The sequence below is a fragment of the Serratia sp. CY84636 genome (assembly GCF_052166245.1).
Taxonomy (GTDB): Bacteria; Pseudomonadota; Gammaproteobacteria; order Enterobacterales; family Enterobacteriaceae; genus Serratia; species Serratia nevei.
In genome coordinates this window covers 322,520-344,236 of sequence record NZ_JBJNOX010000002.1, presented here as the reverse complement: position 1 = coordinate 344,236, position 21,717 = coordinate 322,520, and the positions used below count along the sequence as shown (strand labels likewise).

Annotated in this window: 26 protein-coding genes; 16 read left to right on the top strand and 10 right to left on the bottom strand. The window is 60.2% G+C overall.

Annotation, left to right across the window (positions count from 1 at the left end; genetic code table 11):
* Positions 1-174 precede the first annotated feature (174 nt).
* On the top strand, positions 175-1,383 hold the full coding sequence (locus ACJ8QI_RS06150; protein ID WP_442532223.1) for an MFS transporter: 1,209 nt from the start codon (positions 175-177) through the stop codon (positions 1,381-1,383).
* On the opposite strand, the gene ACJ8QI_RS06145 is transcribed toward ACJ8QI_RS06150, so the two are convergent.
* The gene (locus tag ACJ8QI_RS06145) at positions 1,358-2,260 is read right to left on the bottom strand and encodes a LysR family transcriptional regulator (protein ID WP_336843370.1); all 903 of its coding nucleotides are present in this window, start codon (positions 2,258-2,260) and stop codon (positions 1,358-1,360) included. The two genes, ACJ8QI_RS06150 and ACJ8QI_RS06145, sit on opposite strands and share 26 nt — an antisense overlap.
* A 122-nt stretch (positions 2,261-2,382) precedes the next feature.
* Here ACJ8QI_RS06145 and ACJ8QI_RS06140 point away from each other — a divergent pair, with 122 nt between their 5' ends.
* Together ACJ8QI_RS06140 and ACJ8QI_RS06135 are read left to right on the top strand one after the other, a co-directional pair.
* On the top strand, positions 2,383-3,123 hold the full coding sequence (locus ACJ8QI_RS06140; protein WP_442532222.1) for an SDR family NAD(P)-dependent oxidoreductase: 741 nt from the start codon (positions 2,383-2,385) through the stop codon (positions 3,121-3,123).
* 17 nt (positions 3,124-3,140) lie between these two features.
* Complete coding sequence (locus ACJ8QI_RS06135; protein WP_087763540.1) at positions 3,141-3,350, top strand: tautomerase family protein; 210 nt, start codon at positions 3,141-3,143, stop codon at positions 3,348-3,350.
* 84 nt (positions 3,351-3,434) lie between these two features.
* Here the strand turns inward: ACJ8QI_RS06135 and ACJ8QI_RS06130 are convergent, their stop codons facing one another.
* Complete coding sequence (locus ACJ8QI_RS06130) at positions 3,435-3,572, bottom strand: hypothetical protein (protein ID WP_175444106.1); 138 nt, start codon at positions 3,570-3,572, stop codon at positions 3,435-3,437.
* Between the two features lie 294 nt (positions 3,573-3,866).
* On the opposite strand from ACJ8QI_RS06130, the gene ACJ8QI_RS06125 reads away from it, so the two are divergent.
* Together ACJ8QI_RS06125 and ACJ8QI_RS06120 are read left to right on the top strand one after the other, a co-directional pair.
* Positions 3,867-4,982 carry an AI-2E family transporter gene (locus ACJ8QI_RS06125; RefSeq protein ID WP_084826356.1) on the top strand — a complete coding sequence of 372 codons (1,116 nt, stop codon included), beginning with the start codon at positions 3,867-3,869 and terminating at the stop codon, positions 4,980-4,982.
* A gap of 92 nt (positions 4,983-5,074) precedes the next feature.
* A complete protein-coding gene (locus ACJ8QI_RS06120) occupies positions 5,075-5,287 on the top strand; it encodes a hypothetical protein (RefSeq protein WP_033638232.1) in 213 nt (70 codons plus the stop codon).
* On the opposite strand, the gene ACJ8QI_RS06115 is transcribed toward ACJ8QI_RS06120, so the two are convergent.
* Positions 5,284-5,703 carry a GNAT family N-acetyltransferase gene (locus ACJ8QI_RS06115; RefSeq protein ID WP_084826357.1) on the bottom strand — a complete coding sequence of 140 codons (420 nt, stop codon included), beginning with the start codon at positions 5,701-5,703 and terminating at the stop codon, positions 5,284-5,286. The two genes, ACJ8QI_RS06120 and ACJ8QI_RS06115, sit on opposite strands and share 4 nt — an antisense overlap.
* Positions 5,704-5,849: 146 nt before the next feature.
* Between ACJ8QI_RS06115 and ACJ8QI_RS06110 the strand changes: the two genes are divergently transcribed.
* Positions 5,850-6,140 carry a hypothetical protein gene (locus tag ACJ8QI_RS06110; protein WP_025302534.1) on the top strand — a complete coding sequence of 97 codons (291 nt, stop codon included), beginning with the start codon at positions 5,850-5,852 and terminating at the stop codon, positions 6,138-6,140.
* A gap of 151 nt (positions 6,141-6,291) precedes the next feature.
* On the opposite strand, the gene tolA is transcribed toward ACJ8QI_RS06110, so the two are convergent.
* Positions 6,292-6,855: a cell envelope integrity protein TolA gene (gene tolA / locus ACJ8QI_RS06105; protein WP_442532221.1), complete on the bottom strand. Its 564-nt coding sequence runs from the start codon at positions 6,853-6,855 to the stop codon at positions 6,292-6,294.
* A gap of 237 nt (positions 6,856-7,092) precedes the next feature.
* On the opposite strand from tolA, the gene ACJ8QI_RS06100 reads away from it, so the two are divergent.
* The 3 genes from ACJ8QI_RS06100 (at position 7,093) to uspF (ending at position 8,239) form a co-directional block, all read left to right on the top strand.
* On the top strand, positions 7,093-7,326 hold the full coding sequence (locus ACJ8QI_RS06100; RefSeq protein ID WP_038877765.1) for a YgdI/YgdR family lipoprotein: 234 nt from the start codon (positions 7,093-7,095) through the stop codon (positions 7,324-7,326).
* Positions 7,327-7,338: 12 nt separating this feature from the next.
* Entirely contained in the window at positions 7,339-7,566 is a 228-nt protein-coding gene (locus tag ACJ8QI_RS06095) for a YgdI/YgdR family lipoprotein (RefSeq protein WP_038877767.1), read from the top strand.
* A 217-nt stretch (positions 7,567-7,783) separates the two neighbouring features.
* Positions 7,784-8,239 (top strand): universal stress protein UspF, encoded by a 456-nt coding sequence (gene uspF / locus ACJ8QI_RS06090; protein ID WP_060419331.1) that lies wholly within the window; start codon positions 7,784-7,786, stop codon positions 8,237-8,239.
* Between the two features lie 84 nt (positions 8,240-8,323).
* On the opposite strand, the gene icd is transcribed toward uspF, so the two are convergent.
* Positions 8,324-9,577, bottom strand: coding sequence for an NADP-dependent isocitrate dehydrogenase (gene icd, locus ACJ8QI_RS06085; RefSeq protein ID WP_015377612.1), 1,254 nt, complete (start codon positions 9,575-9,577; stop codon positions 8,324-8,326).
* Between the two features lie 131 nt (positions 9,578-9,708).
* Between icd and rluE the strand changes: the two genes are divergently transcribed.
* The 4 genes from rluE (at position 9,709) to mnmA (ending at position 12,359) form a co-directional block, all read left to right on the top strand.
* The gene (rluE, locus tag ACJ8QI_RS06080) at positions 9,709-10,335 is read left to right on the top strand and encodes a 23S rRNA pseudouridine(2457) synthase RluE (protein ID WP_336843366.1); all 627 of its coding nucleotides are present in this window, start codon (positions 9,709-9,711) and stop codon (positions 10,333-10,335) included.
* Between the two features lie 22 nt (positions 10,336-10,357).
* Positions 10,358-10,696 carry a lysozyme inhibitor LprI family protein gene (locus ACJ8QI_RS06075; RefSeq protein WP_336843365.1) on the top strand — a complete coding sequence of 113 codons (339 nt, stop codon included), beginning with the start codon at positions 10,358-10,360 and terminating at the stop codon, positions 10,694-10,696.
* Positions 10,697-10,705: 9 nt separating this feature from the next.
* Positions 10,706-11,152: an NUDIX hydrolase gene (locus tag ACJ8QI_RS06070; protein WP_025302526.1), complete on the top strand. Its 447-nt coding sequence runs from the start codon at positions 10,706-10,708 to the stop codon at positions 11,150-11,152.
* 106 nt (positions 11,153-11,258) lie between these two features.
* The gene (mnmA, locus tag ACJ8QI_RS06065; protein WP_060440158.1) at positions 11,259-12,359 is read left to right on the top strand and encodes a tRNA 2-thiouridine(34) synthase MnmA; all 1,101 of its coding nucleotides are present in this window, start codon (positions 11,259-11,261) and stop codon (positions 12,357-12,359) included.
* A 48-nt stretch (positions 12,360-12,407) separates the two neighbouring features.
* Here the strand turns inward: mnmA and kup are convergent, their stop codons facing one another.
* Complete coding sequence (kup, locus tag ACJ8QI_RS06060; RefSeq protein WP_049296670.1) at positions 12,408-14,276, bottom strand: low affinity potassium transporter Kup; 1,869 nt, start codon at positions 14,274-14,276, stop codon at positions 12,408-12,410.
* Between the two features lie 331 nt (positions 14,277-14,607).
* Here kup and hflD point away from each other — a divergent pair, with 331 nt between their 5' ends.
* Positions 14,608-15,234, top strand: a complete 627-nt coding sequence (hflD, locus tag ACJ8QI_RS06055; RefSeq protein ID WP_060419339.1) for a high frequency lysogenization protein HflD — start codon at positions 14,608-14,610, stop codon at positions 15,232-15,234.
* Between the two features lie 22 nt (positions 15,235-15,256).
* A complete protein-coding gene (purB, locus tag ACJ8QI_RS06050; RefSeq protein WP_033638215.1) occupies positions 15,257-16,627 on the top strand; it encodes an adenylosuccinate lyase in 1,371 nt (456 codons plus the stop codon).
* A 48-nt stretch (positions 16,628-16,675) separates the two neighbouring features.
* Here the strand turns inward: purB and ACJ8QI_RS06045 are convergent, their stop codons facing one another.
* From ACJ8QI_RS06045 to pdxR, 3 genes are all read right to left on the bottom strand, one after another.
* Complete coding sequence (locus ACJ8QI_RS06045; RefSeq protein WP_089185863.1) at positions 16,676-17,380, bottom strand: GNAT family N-acetyltransferase; 705 nt, start codon at positions 17,378-17,380, stop codon at positions 16,676-16,678.
* A 16-nt stretch (positions 17,381-17,396) separates the two neighbouring features.
* Positions 17,397-17,849: a GNAT family N-acetyltransferase gene (locus tag ACJ8QI_RS06040; protein ID WP_049202749.1), complete on the bottom strand. Its 453-nt coding sequence runs from the start codon at positions 17,847-17,849 to the stop codon at positions 17,397-17,399.
* Between the two features lie 115 nt (positions 17,850-17,964).
* Positions 17,965-19,479: a MocR-like pyridoxine biosynthesis transcription factor PdxR gene (pdxR, locus tag ACJ8QI_RS06035; RefSeq protein WP_193158993.1), complete on the bottom strand. Its 1,515-nt coding sequence runs from the start codon at positions 19,477-19,479 to the stop codon at positions 17,965-17,967.
* Between the two features lie 134 nt (positions 19,480-19,613).
* Here pdxR and ACJ8QI_RS06030 point away from each other — a divergent pair, with 134 nt between their 5' ends.
* A complete protein-coding gene (locus ACJ8QI_RS06030; protein ID WP_038877791.1) occupies positions 19,614-20,378 on the top strand; it encodes a GntR family transcriptional regulator in 765 nt (254 codons plus the stop codon).
* A gap of 21 nt (positions 20,379-20,399) precedes the next feature.
* On the opposite strand, the gene ACJ8QI_RS06025 is transcribed toward ACJ8QI_RS06030, so the two are convergent.
* The gene (locus ACJ8QI_RS06025; protein ID WP_442532218.1) at positions 20,400-21,419 is read right to left on the bottom strand and encodes an ADP-ribosylglycohydrolase family protein; all 1,020 of its coding nucleotides are present in this window, start codon (positions 21,417-21,419) and stop codon (positions 20,400-20,402) included.
* Between the last annotated feature and the right edge of the window lie 298 nt (positions 21,420-21,717).

Genomic DNA, 21,717 nt, shown 5'->3' with positions numbered 1-21,717 from the left:
GCTGAAGGGAGGCGAGCGTCCACGCCGGGCGGCACGCTGGCAAACCAAACAACGAAGGCGCGCAATCAATAAAGCTCGAAATGAATAATTTCCCTGCGTGATAGCGCAGCATTTGAACGACCTCAGCCGTTGCAAGAGCACATAGTGATGGCGTTACCGCCACTGGAGAGTGTTATGACCGCCATTAAACCGGACGCCATCGACCGCGTTTCCCCTGCCGCCACGCCCTGGCTAGCCGTCATCAACGTGCTGTTCGCCGGCATCGCCGCGGCGCTGCACGTGGGCAAGGCCACCATCGCGCTGCCGGCGCTGCAGGCCGAGTTCGGCCGTTCGCTCGAGGCGCTAAGCTGGGTTATTTCGGCCTTTCCCTTCGTCGGAGTGTTCGGTGGCATCGCCGCCGGGCTGCTGGTGCGCCGCTGGGGCGACCGGCGCCTGCTGGCGCTCGGATTGCTGATCATTAGCGCCGCCAGCTTTACCGGCGCCACGCTGCACGACTTCGGCGGGTTGATCGTCAGCCGCTTTGTCGAAGGCCTCGGCTTCGTGATCGTGGTGGTCGCCTCGCCGGCGGTGCTGAACCGCCTCGTCGCCCCGGCGCAGCGCAGCCTGGTGTTCGGCATCTGGAGCACCTTCATGCCGGCGGGCATCGCCATTTCGCTGTTTTTCGGCCCGCACCTGGCCGACTGGCAACAGAGTTGGCAGGCCGGTGCGGCGCTGACGCTGCTGGCCGCCCTGCTGTTGCCGCTGACCCCCCCCCGACGCACCGCCGAGGCACACGTTCCGCCGTTACAGCTGCGGCAAGCGCTGGGCGCGATGCTGCGGGCGCGCCGGCCGCTGTTGCTGGCGCTGATGTTCACCACTTACAACCTGCAGTTTTTCTCGGTGATGACCTTCCTGCCGATCTTCCTGATGCAACGCATCGGCCTGTCGTTGGCGGCCGCCGGCGGCATCAGCGCGGCGGCGGTGGCGGCGAACATCATCGGCAACCTCGCCGCCGGCGTACTGCTGTCACGCGGTCTGCCCGCCAGAACGCTGCTCGCGGCCACCAGCCTGATCATAGGCATCTTCGGCATCGGCATTTTCCTGCCGATGACGCCCAACGGCCTGCTGATCCCGCTGTGTTTCCTGTTCTGCGCCATCGCCGGCATGCTGCCTGCCACCATTCTGGCCGCCACGCCGGCGGCGACGCCGAAACCGACCCTGCTGCCGCTGAGCCTGGGGCTGGTGATGCAGGGGAACTATCTCGGCCAGGTGATCGGCCCGGTCGCGCTGAGCGCCATCGTGGCCGCGGCCGGTTGGGCGGCCCCGGCGTGGCTGGTGCTGGCGGCGGCGGTGTCAGGGGCGCTGTTGGCGCTGGCGGCTAATCTTCCGTCAGAAAATCGATGAATTTCCGCACTTTAAGCGGAACATAACGCGCATAGGGATAAAGCAGAATGAAGGGGCGTGAGGCGCCGGCGTAATCTTTCAGCACCTCCACCAGCGCCCCGCTTCTCAGCTCTTGTTCGACGCTAAAGCGATAAACCTGCATCAACCCGGCACCATTTTTCACCAGCGTCAGCGTGGCGAGATAATCTTCCTGGCAGAGCCAACGCCCGCGGGTTTCCACTTTGCTATTTTCGCCCTGCACGTTAAAGGCCCAGGTGGTTTTCCTGCCGGTGCTGGGCAACGCATACTGAATGCAGTCGTGCTGGGCCAAATCCGCCGGCGTAAGCGGCGCAGGATGGCGCTGCAAATAGCCCGGTGACGCCACTACGATGAGTTCGGCCTCCTCCAATCGCCGCGATACCAGGCCTGAATCGTTCAGTTCGCTGCCACGAATGGCAACGTCGAATTTATCTTCGGAAAAGTCGATATTTTGATTACTGACGTGCAGATTCAGCGTGAGTTCGGGATAGCGCTGCGCAAACTCGGGCAGGCGCGGCAACAACCTAAAATGTGCGTATAGCGTCGGTACGCTGATGCTGAGCGTGCCGACCGGTTTCTGCCGCTCGCCGGAAATTTTCGCTTCGGCCTCGATCAGTTGGCTCAGCGCCTTGCGACACTCCAGGTAATAACTTTGGCCGGCATCCGTGACGCGCATCTGGCGCGTCGTGCGGATAAACAGCTTCGCCTGCAACCGCGCCTCCAGGCGCGCAACGGAACGGCTGACCGCCGCAGGCGTTATCCCGGCGGCATTTGCCGCGGCGGTGAAACTGCCGGTCTCGACGGTCAGGCAAAACAGCTCGATGCTGCCCACTTGGACATCGTCAAAATGACGTTGCATATCTATCCCTGCCAATTCATTACATAAAGTATAAATTAAAGTTCTTTTCCCCTCATTTTTCAATTCAAAGGTATGGATTACCGTTCACCTAGGCTAAATCACAGCCCTGTCGAGGAGGGGACATGAACAAGGTAAAAACGGTCATTGTAACGGGGGCATCGAGCGGATTGGGCTTTGCCATTGCGCAAGCCTATCTGGCACGCGGTTATCAGGTTGTCGCAAACGCCCGTTCGCTTGAACGGCTGCAAACGGCGGCGGACCAACTCGGCCATCAGGCCAATCTGCTGCTGGTGCCGGGAGACATTGCGCTGCCGGAAACCGCCGAACGGTTGTTCAGCATGGCGACACAAAGGTTTGGCCGGGTGGATATTCTCATCAATAACGCCGGCATATTTATCGCCAAGCCGATCGCCGACTATTCGCCGGAGGATGTCGAGGCCATGGTGGCAACCAACCTGAAAGGCTTCTTCTACCCAGCGCAGGCCGCCGCGCAGCATATGCAACAATTCGGCGGCGGCCATATCGTCGCCATCACCGCGTCGATCGCCATGCAGCCCAACAGTAAAGTGCCCGCCTTGCTGCCGGTGCTAATCAAAGGCGGCCTGAATCAGGCCGTACGCGAACTGGCGTTGGAGTTGGCGCCGCATAACGTGATGGTCAACGCCGTGGCGCCAGGCATCATCGCCACGCCGATGCACCAGAACGATGAGCAGAACCTGGCGCAGATGCGGCAACTGGCACCAACCGGCCGCATAGGTCAACCTCAGGATATCGTCAACGCGGTGCTGTACCTGACCGATTCCCATTTTGTCACCGGCACCGCGATCGCGGTGGACGGCGGCGCAACCGCCGGGGTCTGGTGACCCCATGGAGCAATGATATGCCATACATCAACATTAAAGTGACCGATGAAGGGATCAGCGCCGAGCAAAAACGATGGCTGATCGAGGGGGCCACCGCGCTGCTGGAACAGGTGCTGAATAAACCGCGCCACACCACCTTCGTGGTGATTGACGAGGTGCCTACCGACAACTGGGGCGTCGGCGGAGAGAGCGTAACCACCCTGCGCGCCAAAGAACGGCGCGGATAACGGATGATTCATTATGTGAATGTATTGTCGTAGGGTACAGCGGCTAATTATCGTTATCGGGTCTGCATAGCTAGAGCAACCGCGCTATCGCGAAGGATAAGGCCAGTGATGATCAAGGCCCGATAATGACAAGGCGCCGGTCGCGGCAAGATAAACCAGTACGCCGGCGAAAACGATCAGCAGTGCTTTTTCTATAACGGCAAGTCGTTTGTGTTCAGTCATTTGCATACTCCTACGTGATATCGGGCGAACGGCCGCCCTCATCAACACTAGGAAAGCCTGGCGCAGGCGGCAAGCGTGGCTCACAAAATGAAACACAATCGATAAATTTTGTTAATTATTTTGCCCTCTTTCTTTTCTCGCGCCGCCGCCTGTTCACCGTACGGCGCCCGCCTTGCCCTTAATAACCATATGGAATACGCCACTAAAAATCCCCTACCGGTTAAGCAAAGGTGATGATAGTGTTGTTTTCATTCAGTTCATCTATGCTGAAAATTCATCTTTTGAGGGACGACTATGATGTCTAAAGGCATTTCCAAGGGATTCTTTATTCTGATCCTGTTTATCGTCACCGCCGCCTTTCTTGACGTGCTGGGGCCTTACTACTCCTCGGTGCTGTGGGCAATTATTCTGGCGGTGATTTTCCATCCGGTGAAAAAGAAGCTGAAGCAGTACGTCGGCGAACGCAATGGCGTGGTGTCGCTGCTGACGGTGGCGCTGATCTGCCTGATCGTGTTCACGCCGCTGGCGATCATCGCCTCGTCGCTGGCGATGGAATTCAACGTGATCTACACCAAGCTGCAGACCAACAACAGCCAATTGCCGACCATGCTGGCGGACTTTATGCGCCACCTGCCCGGCTGGGCGCAGCGCTTCCTGGCGGAGCATAACCTCAACAGCGCCGCCGAGATCCAAAAGCAGCTTTCCGAGGTGGCGCTCAAGGGTGGGCAATACCTGGCGGGCAGCGTGTTCCTGATCGGCAAGGGCACCTTCAACTTCGTCGTCGGCTTCGGCGTGATGCTCTACCTGCTGTTCTTCCTGCTGAAAGACGGCCCCTACCTGGTGAACCTGGCGCTCGAAGCGCTGCCGCTCTCCCAGCACGTGAAGCACCACCTGTTCGTGAAGTTCGCCGCCGTCTCCCGCGCCACCGTCAAGGGCACGGTGGTGGTCGCCGTGGTGCAAGGCGCGCTCGGCGGGCTGGCGTTTTACTTTACCGGCATCGACGGCAGCCTGCTGTGGGGCGCGCTGATGGCGTTCCTGTCGATCATTCCGGCCGTGGGCTCCGCCATCATCTGGGTGCCGGCGGTGATCTACTTCTTCGCCACCGGCATGCTGTGGAAAGCCATTTTCCTGGTGGTGTTCTTCGTGGTGGTGATCGGCCTGGTGGACAATATTCTGCGCCCGCTGCTGGTGGGCAAAGACACCAAAATGCCGGACTACCTGATCCTGATCTCCACCCTGGGCGGCATGGAAATCTACGGCATCAACGGCTTCGTCATCGGCCCCTTGATCGCCGCGCTGTTCATCGCCTGCTGGAACATCCTGTCCGGCCGCGACAGTGAGGAGAACATCGAAGAGATCGACGAAGCGTTTATCGAGGAAGGCAAAAACCATCCCGACGCGGCGGAGTAACCCTCCCGCAGCGAATCACGCCGGGGCCCAATTGGGCCCCTTTTTTGTCTGTGGTATCCTTGCCGTGCTTACAAGGAAGAACGGGTTTCGTTATGCTTATTTTTTACGCCACGCTGGCTATCGCCTTCACTCTGCTGTGCCTGATGGCCTTTCTCTATTGCGCTTATCAGCTGTCGAAGCACGGCGACGTCAAGTTTTTGGCCTCGCTTTCCGTGCTGCTCTTCGCGCTGCTGGCCTTCTATGCCGCTTATGGCTACGTCAGCACCTGGCTGCAACAGCAGGCGGTCGATGTCCGGCTGTATTAGCGCGCCTGGATAAAAAAGACCTGCTCCGGATCGCCGTCATCGAGATTGTCAATCTGGCCGCTGGCGACAAACCCGGCGTTCAGCAGCAGCCGCTGCATCGGCAGGTTGGAGCGATTGGTGGAGGTGAACAGCTTCGGGTGCCGACAGTGGGACTTCAACGCGGCAATCAGCACCAGCCCGACGCCCCGGCGGCGATAGCGCTCGCCAACCATCAGCATCTCGATAAAGCCGCAGCCGAAGAAGTGATAGTGCAGCACGCCGTAGCCCATCGCCATGCCGTGTTCCTCGGCAAGATAACAGATGCCCTGCCCGCACCAGGCGCGGATCTGCGCCGCGCGCTGTGGCTCGTCTTCGGCAGCGCTGTCGAGGGCGATCAGGGCTGCGGCATCGGTTTCAGTGGCAAGACGAACAGGCATGTTTACCCCCTCATGTTTATGGGTAGCGGCGACACCGCTTCAACGAAACGGCAACCGAAGCGGGATAATTTTTACATCCCCGCCGAATTTTGTAATCCTATTATAGAGTTACTAGAACCCACGCCAAGGAAGGAAAGCATTTCCCAATGAGAATACCGCAAATCTCCGCCGCCCTGCTGTTTACCCTGCTGCTGGCGGGCTGCCAGTTCCACAAAACCGTGTTCCCGCCGCCGTATATCGGCACCCCGCAAGAGATCAGCACCTACGAAGTGAAAGGGCTGACGTTCGTCACCACCGTCACCTTCAGCGGCCTGTTCGCCGAAGATCTGGTGCGCGAATACGCACAGAAACATCACTACCGCTACTATGTGGTAACGATGCGCAGCAACGGCTTTAAAGATCGGGCCGAACGCGTGAGCGCGATGATGTATCGGTAGGTATTGGCAACATATGCCGTGAAAGAATGCCGAAAAATCCAGGTTCAGCATAGGAAAGCGCGATACGGAACGTGGCAAAGCCACAGGCCGCATGAAAGTGCGGCCTGTGGCTTCTTTTAACCCAGTTGCCGCCCTTTACCTTCTACTGTCACTACGGGCGAAATTCCAATGTGATAATTTGGAACGCATTATGAACCTCTGGCGTTGGCGGCTTAGGCAGACGCGCATCGGCAACCGCCTTCATGGCGGCACGGCAAAGATCCGGATCGCCACCTTCAGTTCGAACACCGACTGGCATGCCGTCCGGCGCCAGCGTGATACGCAATGTACAGCGTTGGCCTGAGTAAGTGGCGGCGTCTTTTAAATGGCGTTGAATCTCAGCTTGCACCTGAGTCATGTAATGTAATTTCTCTTTTCCCGGCGCCGGCGTCTTTGGGTCGCCAAGGTTGGCGAAAAGATCATCGACCTCTTTATTCACCGGATCGTTTTGGCTGGGGGCAGTGTGCTTGGCACACCCCGTTAACGTCAGCGCGGTCATCGCCGCCAATAGTATCGCGATGCCGGTTTTGTAGCCTGAATGCGTTATTTTCATATCCCTGTCCTTATGGATGATTATCAGCCGAATCAACGTTGTATTCAAAAAGATCCCCGGTGAATACTTATACAGAATTAACACCCAACCACCAGAGACATTGTTAGTATCAAGCATCGGCATGCGGAGGATCGTAAGCCGATGATGACATGAAGCCATAGCGCCCTCGCCGGGCAGTACGTCTGCGAACTTTGACCTATCGATAACTTTGTTATCCGAGCGATCAATCACCCCATCAATAAATTAAGAAATTCTTAATTTTTTATCGCATTAAAAGCGTTTCAACGCTAACAATCTGGAGATCCTGCCTATACTTACTTTCCTGCTATTAAATTCATTTAAGTAACCAGGATGGTAAGTATGAAAAGTAAACGACTCTTTGCCGCGCTTCTTACTGCGACTACGGTGATGTTCATAGCGGGCTGCGCTTCCAATCAGGCGATCAAAACAACGGATGGCAAGACCATTGTCACCGACGGCAAGCCTCAGGTCGATAAAGATACCGGGTTAGTCTCCTATCGAAATGCAGAAACGGGCAAAACGGAACAGATCAATCGAGATCAGATTGCAAACATGAGTGAGTTGGATAACTAAAAGGAGCTACAAATGAAAAAAACGCTTGTTCTTCCCGCGATCGCCCTGGTTGCCATCGCCGCACTGTCAGGCTGCACACGCACCAGCTACGCCATCCATACCCACGACGGTCGAACGCTCATCAGTGACGGCAAGCCGAAAGAAACCGCTGCCGGATTGATCGGTTATACCGACGCCAATGGCGTTAAACAGCAAATCAACAAGACGGAAGTCAAAGAGGTTTCAGAGATCCCTCATTAAGATTTCGATAACCTTAGCCAGTTAAAACCAAGGGAGCCAATGGCTCCCTTTCTACTCGAAAAAACCGGCGTGCTTGCGTGAATTTAACGATAACGCCGATAAACACCTGACATTTAGCGGCAACGTTCTCAGGTTTGCCATAGGGATCTCTCCTTTCCCTGCATCAAGCAGCTATAATCCAAAAAGTGGAGTTTTTTGATAACGATAAGGAGGGAGTATGTATAAAACTATCTTGGTTCCCGTGGATATTACCGAGCCGGAATTAACACAGCAGGTCATCCCGCATGTCAACGCGCTCGCCAGGCTCGAAGACTCCCACGTCCATTTCCTGGCGGTGATCCCGTCGCGCGCCACCTACGCCGCTTTCGGCTTTGCCGCCACGGCGGCGATAGAAACCAAAGACGAAACCATTGCGCTAGCGACCGAGGGGCTGGCAAAAGCGGCAAAACAATTCAGCGTGCCTGAAGATAGAGTGACCACGCACGTTGCCGTCGGCGATCCTAAAGATCAGATCCTGGAACTCGCTGATGCGCTTAACGCGGAGATTATCGTGATGGGTTCCAACCGCCCTTCTGCGATCACTTACCTCCTCGGTTCCAATGCCACCGCCGTCGTCCGCCACGCCAATTGCCCGGTGCTGGTCGTACGTGAATCGGCTAACGCCGCTCGCTGAGCCTGTCCGATACCTCACTCATATTTGAACAATAAAAAAACGGGAGCCCTAAGGCTCCCGCTCTCATTCAAACGCTGAACACACTTACATGTGCTTAACGATAGCGTCGCCAAACTCTGAGCATTTCAGCAGCTTAGCGCCTTCCATCAGGCGTTCGAAGTCATAGGTCACGGTCTTGGCAGCGATAGCGCCTTCCATGCCCTTAACGATCAGGTCAGCCGCTTCGAACCAGCCCATGTGGCGCAGCATCATCTCTGCGGACAGGATGATGGAGCCTGGGTTCACTTTGTCCTGGCCGGCGTACTTCGGCGCGGTGCCGTGAGTCGCTTCGAACAGCGCGCAGTCGGAGCCGATGTTGGCGCCCGGCGCGATGCCGATGCCGCCAACCTGGGCCGCCAGGGCGTCGGAGATGTAGTCGCCGTTCAGGTTCATACAGGCGATCACGTCGTATTCCGCCGGGCGCAGCAGGATCTGCTGCAGGAAGGCGTCGGCGATCACGTCTTTAACCACGATCTCTTTGCCGGTGTTCGGGTTCTTGATCTTCAGCCATGGGCCGCCGTCGATCAGCTCGCCGCCGAACTCTTCGCGCGCCAGCTCATAGCCCCAATCCTTGAAGGCACCTTCGGTGAACTTCATGATGTTGCCTTTGTGAACCAGGGTCACGGAGTCGCGGTCGTTGGTGATGGCGTATTCGATCGCCGCACGCACCAGACGCTTGGTCCCTTCTTCGGAGCATGGCTTCACGCCGATACCGCACTGCTCTGGGAAGCGGATTTTCTTCACGCCCATTTCGTCGCGCAGGAATTTGATCACTTTGTCCGCTTCGGCGGAGCCGGCTTTCCACTCGATGCCGGCGTAGATGTCTTCGGCGTTTTCGCGGAAGATCACCATGTCGGTCAGCTCAGGCTGTTTCACCGGGCTTGGGGTGCCCTGGTAGTAACGCACCGGGCGCAGGCACACGTACAGGTCCAGCTGCTGGCGCAGGGCCACGTTCAGAGAACGAATGCCGCCGCCGACCGGGGTGGTCAGGGGGCCTTTGATGGCGACGCGGTAGTCGCGGATCAGGTCCAGAGTTTCGTCCGGCAGCCACACGTCTTTACCGTAGACGTGGGTAGATTTTTCGCCGGTGTAGATTTCCATCCAGGAGATTTTACGTTCGCCGTGGTAAGCCTTTTTAACGGCCGCATCAACCACGTGGATCATGGCAGGAGTCACGTCAACGCCGATGCCGTCGCCTTCGATGAACGGGATGATCGGGTTATGAGGAACAACCAGTTTACCCTGGGCGTCAACCGTGATTTTTTTACCTTCTGCCGGAACAACTACTTTGCTTTCCATCAACCTCTCCTTCAAGCGCAATTTTGTTAATGCTTTGTAAGATGCGTGTAGATACTACTTGAATATTCGGTCCGCGCCAATCCGAAACGGATTCGGTTATAATGCGCTTATCATCCGTAATCTCAACTGTTATGAAAAAATTCTCTGTTAGAAATCACAACGTTAAACGATTCAGCAAGCCGAATGCCGCCAAACCCGCCGCGCCGAAAGGGCCGCGCCGAATTGTGTTATTCAACAAGCCCTTCGACGTGTTGCCGCAGTTCACCGACGAAGCCGGCCGCGCCACGCTGAAAGCGTACATCCCCTTCCCCGACGTTTACGCCGCCGGGCGCCTGGATCGCGACAGCGAAGGGCTGCTGGTGCTGACCAACGACGGCCAGCTGCAGGCGCAGCTCACCCAGCCGGGGAAGCGCACCGGCAAAATCTATTATGTGCAGGTCGAGGGCGCGCCGCAGGAGAGCGATCTGGCGCCATTGCGCAGCGGCGTTACGCTGAAAGACGGCCCCACGCTGCCCGCCGGGGTGGAGTTGGTGACCGAGCCGCAGTGGCTGTGGCCGCGCAACCCGCCGATCCGCGAACGTAAATCCATCCCCACCAGCTGGCTGAAAATCACCCTGTATGAAGGGCGAAACCGCCAGGTGCGTCGCATGACGGCGCATATCGGGTTCCCTACCCTGCGCCTGATTCGCTACAGTATGGGTAATCTTTCGCTGGGTTCACTGCAGCCTGGTGAATGGAAAAGCATCGATTCCCTGTAGACCGATAACTGATGGAGGCGCCATGAAATACACGCCGATCGCGCTGCTGCTCGCCGCTCTGGCGGCCCCGTTCGCCACCCAGGCCGCCAGCTTCGAGTGCGCCAAGGCGGCAAACCGCGATGAGCAAGCCATCTGCGCCAACCGCACGCTGAACGATCTGGACGTGCAAATGGCTACCAAGTACCAATTCCTGCGCGGCCTGTTCGCCATGGGCGCGCGCGGCGCGATGCAGGACAGCCAACAGGCCTGGCTGGCAAAACGCCAGCGGTGCGGCGGCGATACCGCCTGCCTGCTGCAAAGCTACCGCACCCGCATCGCCGAGCTGGACGACATCTACCGGCGTATCGACAAACCGCTGTAAGGAGAGCGCATGTTCAAACCGCATGTCACCGTGGCCTGCGTAGTGCACGCCGCCGGCAAATTTTTGGTGGTCGAAGAGACCATCAACGGCAAAGCGCTGTGGAACCAGCCGGCCGGCCACCTCGAGGCCGACGAGACGCTGGTGCAGGCCGCCGAACGCGAGCTGTGGGAAGAGACCGGCATCCGCGCCACGCCGCAGGCGTTCCTGCGCCTGCACCAGTGGATCGCACCGGATCGCACACCGTTCCTGCGTTTTTGCTTCGTTATCGAGCTGGAACAGCCGCTGCCGACCGAGCCGCACGACAGCGACATCGATCGCTGCCTGTGGCTGAGCGCCGACGAGATTCTGCAGGCGCCCAACCTGCGTTCCGCGCTGGTGGCGGAGAGCATTCGCAGCTACCAGCAGCCGGAGCGCTACCCGCTGTCGCTGGTCGGCAGCTTCGCCTGGCCGTTTTAACGGCGCCGGGCAGCACAAGATGAACAGTGCGCCGGCGCGGCCAACGTGGTAAAATCCTGCGCTTGTTTTTATCAGCACGGTTCGTGTTCAAGTTCGTGAGATCCCCATGTCAGACAACAGCCAGAAAAAAGTAATCGTCGGTATGTCCGGCGGCGTCGACTCTTCCGTTACCGCCTATCTGTTACAGCAACAGGGCTATCAGGTCGCTGGGCTGTTCATGAAGAACTGGGAAGAAGACGACGACGAAGAGTACTGCTCCGCCGCGACCGATCTGGCCGACGCGCAAGCGGTCTGCGACAAGCTGGGCATCGAACTGCACACGGTGAACTTTGCGGCGGAATACTGGGACAACGTGTTTGAGCTGTTCCTGGAAGAGTACAAGGCCGGCCGCACGCCGAACCCGGACATCCTGTGCAATAAAGAGATCAAATTCAAAGCCTTCCTGGAGTTCGCCGCCGAAGATCTGGGGGCCGATTTTATCGCCACCGGCCACTACGTGCGCCGCCAGGATGTGGACGGCAAGAGCCGCCTGCTGCGCGGCGTCGACGGCAACAAAGATCAGAGCTACTTCCTCTACACCCTGAGCCACGAGCAGGTGGCGCAAAGCCTGTTCCCGGTCGGGGAGCTGGAGAAGCCGGAGGTGCGCCGCATCGCCGAGCAGCTGGAGCTGGTCACCGCCAAGAAGAAAGATTCTACCGGCATCTGCTTTATCGGCGAGCGCAAGTTCCGCGACTTCCTCGGCCGCTACCTGCCGGCCCAGCCGGGCCCGATCGTCAGCGTTGACGGCCAGACCGTCGGCGAACACCAGGGCCTGATGTATCACACCCTGGGCCAGCGCAAAGGGCTGGGCATCGGCGGCATGAAAGACAGCAGCGAAGATCCGTGGTACGTGGTGGATAAAGACGTGGCCAACAACGTACTGGTGGTCGCACAGGGGCACGATCATCCGCGCCTGATGTCCGTCGGCCTTATCGCGCAGCAGCTGCACTGGGTGGATCGCCTGCCGCTGAGCGGCCCGTTCCGCTGCACGGTGAAGACCCGCTATCGCCAGCAGGATATCCCTTGCACCGTGACCCCGCTCGACGATGAACGCATCGAAGTGCGTTTCGACGAACCGGTCTCCGCCGTCACCCCCGGCCAGTCGGCGGTGTTCTACCAGGGCGAAATCTGCCTCGGCGGCGGCATCATCGAACAGCGCCTGGCGTAACTGCCCGGCAAAAGAAAAACGCTGCGTTTACCGCAGCGTTTTTTTTATTCAGAACTCCACCTGCGCCCCCAGCTCGATCACCCGGTTCGGCGGGATTTCGAACAGGTCCGGCGCCCGCAGCGCGTTGCGCTGCAACAGCTGGAACACCTTGCCGCGAATGCGCAAATACCAGGGCCGCTTGCCCAGCACCAGCGTATCGCGCGACATGAAGAACGAGGTCTCGTTCATGGTGAAGCTCATCCCTTCCAGCCCACAGCGGTACAGAATGTCCGTCACGTTGGGCGTTTCGCGCCAGCCGTAGCTCGCCACCACCCGCCAAAAGCTCGCCGACAGCTGTTCGATCGCCACCCGCTGCACGTTGTGCACGTAAGGCATGTCGGTGGTGACGATGGTCAGCAGCACCACGCGCTCATGCAGCACCTTGTTGTGCTTCAGGTTGTGCAACAGCACCAGCGGCACCGCGTGCGGCGTGCGCTCCATAAACACGGCGGTGCCCGGCACCCGCTTCGGCGGCGCCTTCTCCAGCGACTCGATCAGCGCGGTCAGCCCCTCCTGATTGTCGCGCAGCCGGCGGATCAGGCGCGAACGTTCGGTCTTCCAGGTCAGCATGATCAGCAGAATGGTCAGCCCGAGCGCCACCGGCAGCCAGCCGCCGGTCGCCAGTTTGATCAGGTTGGCGCCGAACAGCGGCACGTCGATGCACAGCATGATAACCAGCATCAGCCCGCCCAGATAGCGCGGCCAGCCCCAGTTTTTCACCGCCACGATGCTCAGCAAAATCGACGACAGCAGCATGGTGCCGGTCACCACGATGCCGTAAGCCGAGGCCAGGTTGCTGGAGTGTTTGAAGCTAATGATCACGATCAGCACCGCCGCGAACAGCAGCCAATTCACCACCGGAATGTAAATCTGCCCGGACTCCTGATCGGAGGTATAAATGATGCGCATCGGCGGCAGGTAGCCCAGCCGCACCGCCTGGCGCGTCAGCGAGAACACGCCGGAGATCACCGCCTGCGAGGCGATGACCGTCGCCAGCGTGGCGATCACCAGCAGCGGGATCAGCGCCCAGGTCGGCGCCAGCAGGAAGAACGGGTTGTTGATCGCCGCCGGATTGGCCAGCAGCAGCGCCCCCTGGCCGAAGTAGTTCAGCACCAGCGACGGCGCCACCAGGGTAAACCACGCCAGGCGGATCGGTTTTTTACCGAAGTGGCCCATATCGGCGTACAGCGCTTCAGCGCCGGTCACCGACAGCACCACCATGCCCAGCGCAAAGAACGATACTGCCTTGTACTCGAGGAAAAAATTCACCGCCCAGTAAGGGTTCAACGCCCGCAACACGCCGGGGTGATGCAAAATGCCGCCGATGCCCAGCAGCGCCAGCGTCAGGAACCAGATCACCATCGCCGGCGCGAACAGCTTGCCGACGCTGCCGGTGCCGTGTTTTTGGATCGCAAACAGCGCGGTCAGCACCAGCAGCGAGAGCGGCACGATAAAACGGTCCAGCTCGGGGGCGATAATCTGCAGCCCCTCGATGGCCGAGAGCACCGAAATGGCCGGGGTGATCACCCCGTCGCCATAAAAGAAGCTGCCGCCCACCAGCCCGATCAGCACTGCCGCTGGCACCCAGCGCGCATCGAGGTTGCGGATCGCCAGCGACATCAGCGTCAGGATCCCCCCCTCGCCGTCGTTGTCGGCGCGCATCACGAAACAAATGTATTTAATTGACACCACCAGCGTCAGCAGCCAGAAGATCAGCGACAGAAAGCCGTAGATCGAGGCCGGCGTCATGGTGATGCCCTCCTCTGCCGTCAGGCATTCGCGCAGGGTGTACAGCGGGCTGGTGCCGATATCGCCGTACACCACGCCGATGGCCGCCAGCGTCACCGCCGGCAGCGGCTGCTTGTTTTTTACGTGCATATAAAGGTCTTTATTTGAGGGCTCACGTTGGCAGTATAGATGCAGCCGCCGCACTTTATTTGCCGCCGCAACAATATGTTCGCGTCGCCACGCCGGCGATTTTCGCCGCCTATTTGCACAGTTCTGCGCCGCACGGCGCCTCCGCCTCGTTATGGGCGTATTAGACGCTGGGTTTACCCTCGATTTTGTGGCATGATCCGCGGCATTCGTTGTCATCGTTGTTACAGCCACGCCCGATCGTTCTCGTTCGCGGCCGCCGCCGTTACCCTGGCGATACACACAACCTTATGCAGTAAGCCATGTACCGTTCACCGCGTTTACAGGAGTCATCGTGGCGAAGAATTATTATGACATCACGCTGGCCATGGCAGGTATCAGCCAGGCGGCGCGTTTGGTTCAGCAGTTGGCCCATGAAGGGCAATGTAATCGCGAAGCCTTTCAAACCTCGCTGAAAAGCCTGCTGCAGATGGACCCGCCCTCCACGCTGGCGGTGTTCGGCGGTGAAGAACGCAATTTGCTGGTCGGCCTCGAAACCCTGATGGGCGTGCTTAACGCCAACAACAAAGGGCCAGGTGCGGAACTGACCCGCTACACCATCAGCCTGATGGTGCTGGAGCGCAAGCTCAACGCCAACAAACAGGCGATGAACACGCTCGGCGAACGCCTCGGCCAGCTCGAGCGCCAGCTGGCGCACTTCGATCTTGAGTCGGACACCATCATCAGCGCGCTGGCCGGCATTTACGTCGACGTGGTCAGCCCGCTCGGGCCGCGCATCCAGGTGACCGGCTCGCCGGCAATCTTGCAGAACCCGCAGGTGCAGGCCAAGGTTCGCGCCACGCTGCTGGCCGGCATTCGCGCCGCCGTGCTGTGGCAACAGGTCGGCGGCAGCCGCCTGCAGTTAATGTTTTCCCGTAATCGTCTGTTCAAGCAGGCGCAAAATATCGTTGCTCATTGTTAATCGATCCCAGGAGTTGCTACCGATGGAATTATCCTCACTGACCGCCGTTTCCCCCGTTGATGGACGCTACGGTGATAAAGTCAGCGCACTGCGCCCCATTTTCAGCGAATACGGTCTGCTGAAATTCCGCGTACAGGTTGAAGTACGTTGGCTGCAAAAACTGGCGGCCTGCGCAGAAATCAAGGAAGTTCCCGCTTTTGACGCCGACGCAAACGCTTTCCTCGACAAAATCGTCGCGGAATTCAATGAAGAAGACGCTCAGCGCATCAAAACCATCGAGCGCACCACCAACCACGACGTGAAAGCGGTCGAGTATTTCCTGAAGGAAAAAGTGGCGGCGGTGCCTGCGCTGCACGCGGTGTCCGAGTTCATCCACTTCGCCTGCACCTCCGAAGACATCAACAACCTGTCGCACGCGCTGATGCTGCAAAGCGCCCGTCAGGACGTGGTGCTGCCTTACTGGCGCAAGATCATCGACGCGCTGAAAGGGTTGGCGCTGGAATACCGCGATATCCCGCTGCTGTCGCGCACCCACGGCCAGCCGGCGACCCCGTCGACCGTCGGTAAAGAGTTCGCCAACGTGGCTTACCGCATGGAGCGCCAGTACCGCCAGCTGGAGCGCGTGGAGATCATGGGTAAAATCAACGGCGCGGTCGGCAACTATAACGCCCACATCGTCGCTTACCCGGAAGTGGACTGGCACCAGTTCAGCGAGGCGTTCGTGACCTCACTCGGCATCACCTGGAACCCGTACACCACCCAGATCGAGCCGCATGACTACATCGCCGAGCTGTTCGACTGCGTAGCGCGTTTCAACACCATCCTGATCGACTTCGACCGCGACATCTGGGGCTACATCGCCCTGAACCACTTCAAGCAGAAGACCATCGCCGGCGAAATCGGCTCTTCCACCATGCCGCACAAGGTCAACCCGATCGACTTCGAAAACTCCGAAGGCAACCTGGGCCTGGCCAACGCCGTGCTGGGCCACCTGGCGGGCAAACTGCCGGTGTCCCGCTGGCAGCGCGACCTGACCGACTCCACCGTGCTGCGTAACCTGGGCGTGGGCCTGGGCTACGCGCTGATCGCCTATCAGGCCACCCTGAAAGGCATCAGCAAGCTGGAAGTGAATCAGGCGCACCTGCTGGACGAATTGGATCACAACTGGGAAGTGCTGGCCGAGCCGATCCAGACCGTGATGCGCCGCTACGGTATCGAGAAGCCATACGAGAAGCTGAAAGAGCTGACCCGCGGCAAACGCGTGGACGCCGCCGGCATGCAGGCGTTCATCGATGGCCTGGCGCTGCCGGAAGAAGAGAAAACCCGCCTGAAGGCGATGACCCCGGCCAACTACATCGGCCGCGCCACCACCATGGTCGACGAGCTGAAGTAAGCGCTTTAGCCCGATAAAAAGGCGGCCCCTGGGCCGCCTTTTTGCTTATCATTCGCCGCGCAACACCTGCAGCCTGGTTATCTGCCGCCCCTGTGCATCGAAGTTGTCCGCGCTCAGCCAGCGCGCCAGCGCCTGCCGCACCGCCGGCCAACGGTCGGCGGTGATGGCGAACCAGTCGGTATCCCGGCTGCGCCCCTTGACGATCACCGCGAAGCGGAAATTACCCTCGTAGCGAAAACCGAAGCGCAGCGCGGCCTGGCGCGACGGCGCGTTATGGCTGTCGCACTTCCACTCGCAGCGGCGGTAGCCCAGCGTGTCGAAGGCGTAGCGCAGCAGCAGCGCGATGGCTTCGGTGGCGCTGGAGCGCTGTTTCATCAACGGCGACCAGCTGACGTGGCCGATCTCCAGCACGCCGTTGGCCTCGTCGATGCGCATCAGCGCCACCGTGCCCACCGGCGCGTCGCTGGCGGCGTCGAACACCGTCAGATTGACCAGCGCCGGGTTGGCCTGCAGCGTCTCCAGATGTTGCAGCATCGCCGCCGGCGTATCGGGCCGTTCGATAGACAGATAGGTCCAGTCGCGGCCGTCCGGCGCCAGTTGAAACGCCTCGAACAGCGCGGCGTAATCCCGCTGCGGCTCGAGCGGTGCCAGCGAGCAGAAACGCCCGCCGAGCGTCGCGCCCCCCGGGCGGCGAGCCGGCTGCCAATCCGGCATCGGTTCCCCGACCGGCTGACCATAACGATTCATTGCCATAAACGCCCTCCTGCGATTAACGGGAATAAACGATAAACGAGCTTCTTCTGCCGATTTTGTCGTACAGCGAGCGCGCCGGCGCGTTGTACTCCTGGGTCATCCAGTAGACCCGATCGCTGCCGCGCGTCTCTGCCAATCGGTATGCCTGTTCGAACAGCTTTTCCGACACCTTGTGGCCGCGCGCCTGCGGCGACACATAGAGATCTTCGATATAACAATAGCCGACCGCGCTCCAGGTGGACGGGTGGAACACCAGGTTCATCAGCCCCAGCAGCCGGCCCTCGGCATCCTCTGCCACCAGCCCGTACACCTGTTCATCCTGCCCCAGGCGTTCGAAGGTGCGATCGGTCACCTGCGGCGCCACGTCGGCGCGGTAAAAATCGAGATAGCCCTGCCACAGCGCCAGCCATTGCGCTTTGTCGTCGCCATTGATTCTGCGGATAGTCACTTCAGGGTTGGATAGGTTCATAGCGCCTCACGGAGTAAGATATTATTTCCATTAGGGAAATAATCGGATAGCGGCAGAATACACCGCACGGCGGCGGTGCAATACGGACCAATTCAAAACGCAGAGCAGACCAATTTTAGCCGTCGCTTGCCACCGACAGCGCGTTGAACACCTGCGCCAGCGTCGCGATAAAGCGCACGATCTCATCCGGCGTATAGGCCGAGAAGCCGAGCACCAACGCCCCGCGCTGCGGCGTGCCGGTGTAGAAGTCCGCCAGGCCGTACAGCCGAATCCCTCGCTCGGCGGCCGCCGCCACCAGCCGCCGCTCCGTCGCCGCATCCGCCAACGGGCAAACCAGCTGCAGCCCGCCCTGCGGCAGCGCCGGACGCGTCCAGGCCGCCAGGTGACGATGCACCGCGTCGTACAGCGCGTCCAGCCGCGCCTTGTACAGCGTGCGCATATTACGCAGATGCTCGGCGTAGCCGCCCTCGTGCAGGAAGTGGAACAGCGTCATCTGCGCCAGCGCCGACGTGTAGCCGTCCTGAAACTGCCTGGCGGCGACCAATGGCCGCACCAGCTGCGGCGGCGCGATCATGAAACCGATGCGCAGCCCCGGAAACAGCGTCTTGCTGAAGGTGCCGAGGTACAGCGTGCGCCCACCGCCGTCCAACCCCTGCAGCGCCGCCTTGGTTTGCCGGTCGTAGTTGAACTCGGCGTCGTAATCGTCTTCGATGATCCAGGCTCGCTGCCGCTGCGCCCACTGCAACAGCGCCAGCCGCCGATCGAGGCTCAGCGAATACCCCAGCGGATAGTGATGGGACGGCGTGATGTAAACGCCCCGTCCGCCGCCCGAGGCCTGCATCAGCTGCCCGACATCCAGCCCCTGCTCGTCGATGCCGATCGGCCGCGCCTGCAGCCCCGCCGACTGCACCAGCTTTTTCGCCCCCTGGTAACCCGGCTCTTCGACGAACACCGCATCGCCAGGATCGAACAGCACCTGGGTACACAGCGCCAGCGCCTGCTGAGAGCTGGTCACTACGATCACCTGCTCCGCCGTCGCCTTGACGCCCCGCTCCCGCTGCAAGTAGTGCGCGATCTCCGCGCGCAGCTCCGGCAGCCCTTGCGGATCGGCATACCCCAACAACCGCTCGCCGTGCTGCCGCAGCGCCTGTTTCTCCCGCTGCAGCCACTGGTCAATGGGAAACGCCCGCAGATCCGCCAGCGAAGGCGTCAGCGAAGCCTGGCGGCTGGTGTGCGGCGTATGGCTGACCGCCAGCAGCGCCCGGCCGCGGTCGCTCAGCTCGCGCTCCGCCAGCCGCGCCTCTTGCCCCGTTGCCGTCGCCAGCAGTTCGCGGCCGAGCAGCGTGTCGCAGCGATAGCGCACAAAGCTGCCGCGCCCCACCGTTCGGCTGATGAACCCTTCCGCCTCCAGCCGAGCGTAGGTCTGTTCCACCGTGTCGCGCGCCACCGCCAGCCGGGCCGCCAACGCACGGCTTGGCGGCAGCTTCGTCCGCCAGGGCAGTTCTCCGGCGGCAATCAGCTGCAACAGGGCCTGATGCAGCGCCGAACGCCGGGTCAGGCCTTGCCGGCGCTGCTGCGCGAAGGCGGACAGGATCGCCGCGTCGTCCGCGTGTCGTGGGGTGTCGCTCATGGGGGATATTTCTCCTGGCTCTGGGGGCCGACGCACTACTCTACCTCATTTCGCTCCGGCGGCGGCAGTTGCGCTGCCCGGCGAAATCCCCTTAAATAAGCCATCGCATTGCGGCTACAGGACTTCCGTCGGCTATGAGCAAGGAGACCAACCAGCGTCTGCTGGACAAACTGCAGCAGGATCTGGCCAGCGCGGGCGCGATGCCGCTGTATTTGCGCTTCAACGCCTCGGTACGCCAGGCCATCGAGCAAGGGTTGCTGAATTCGGGGGATTTTCTGCCCAGCGAACGCCTGTTCACCGAACGGCTCGGCATCTCGCGCATCACGGTGCGCAAAGCGCTGGCCTGCCTCGAGCAGGACGGCATCATCGGCCGCTCGCGCGGTTACGGCACCTTTATTCAACCGCAACGGCCCGAGCCGAAGCTGTTCTATTCATTGGCGGACGTCAAAGGATTCTCGCGCGAGGTGATACAGCAAGGGCGCCGGCCGGACACGCAATGGATCAGCCGCGAACGGATGCCCGCCGGCGCTGAACTGGCTGAAAAGCTCCAGCTGGCGGCCGGTACGCCGATCTACAAACTCAAACGCATTCACTTGATCGATCGGCGGCCAATGTCAGTGGCGGTGTCCTACGTGGTGGTGACGGCAATTGCCAACGTCGACGAGATCGGCATTTCGCTGTACGACTACTTCCGGCGCAATAAGGTTGAGATGGGATCGCTGCGCAGCCAGGTCAGCGCGGCGATGGCCGACGACGATATCCGTCAGGCGCTGCGGCTCTCGGAGCCGATGCCGCTGTTGATCGTGCGCCAGACGCTGTTCGACCACCATAAAAAGCCGATCGAATACAGCGAAAGCTTCTGCCGCAGCGACATGTATGAATTTACCAGCGAAAGCTGATCCGTTGCGTCACGCGGTCGCTTACGCCTCGCCCTGTCGGCGGCGGCGAAAACGCGCGAACGCCTGAACGTAAACCTCGATATCCAGCGGATTCACCCGTTTTAACTCCGCCAGCAATCCAGGTTCGATCGCTTCTGCGCCGTGCAGCGCGCCGCAAATCGCGGTGGCCATCGCGCCGATGGTGTCGGTGTCGCCACCCAGGTTGGCGCACAGCACGGCGCACCGGGTAGGATCGGTTTGCGCCAGCTGCACCATCGCCAGCGCCGCAGGCACCGACTCGATGGTGCTCACCCCGGCGCCGATCAGCTGATACACCCGTTCGGAGGCCTGCTCGGTGTCAGCGGCTTCATCCACCACCTGAAACGCCAGTTCGATGCGCGCCGCCAACGAAGGGCTGAACGTCGTCTCCTGCCGGCGCTGGGCATACTCCGCCACCCCCGGCAACGCCAAGCGAATCGAGGCCCAGTCCGCCCCCTCCACCGCTCGCGCGACGGCCCAGGCGATCGCCACGGCACCGGCGACGGCGATGTCGGATTTGTGCGTCGGGCTGGAAGCCAGCCACACCTGCTGGCAGAAATCCTCCAGCGGCGCGGAAGGCAGCACGCAGCCCAAAGGCGAAATGCGCATCGCCGCACCGTTGGTGATGCCGTTGTTTTCCAACTCGGCGATCGGCGTGCCCGCTTTCTGCTCGCTCAGCGCCAGTTTGGAACTGGGGCCGAGAATGTTCTTGTTGAAGGCGTCAAAACCGTCCACCCATCGGATCACGTTGCGGGCAATCAGTTCCGGCACCACCTCGCCTTCCGCTTCCAACAGCGCATCGGCCAACGCCAATGCCATCGCGGTATCGTCGGTATATTGCCCGGCCTTGAAGTAGCAGGCGGCGGTGTTCTCCTTCGGCCCATCGAGAAAGCCGTCGATCCAGCCGAAGTGGCGCTTAACCCGCTCGCGCGGCCACAGCTCGGAAGGCATGCCGAGCGCGTCGCCCAGCATCTGTCCGTAAAGTGCGCCCGCTATGCGTTCTGCCTGGGTTAACTGCTTCATCCGTCGCTCCTGAAAAGTGTGCCGATACATCCATAATACCTTATTAGTACCTTTAAAGCTTTTCAAGCGGTCCGGTTCACCCTTCCGCCTGCCGGCAATGCCCACCGCGTTTAAGGTGCGTTTAACGTTGCCCCGCCGCTGTTTATCCGACGTTTATCAGAGCTTGCCGATAATGTCGGCGAACAAATTGATAACGCTTATTTTAATACATTGCTTCGGCTCTCTTGCGGGCCGAGCGGGTTATACCTACCATAACCTCAGCATTTTTTGCCAAAATGGTTCAGGTGGCCGCGTTATC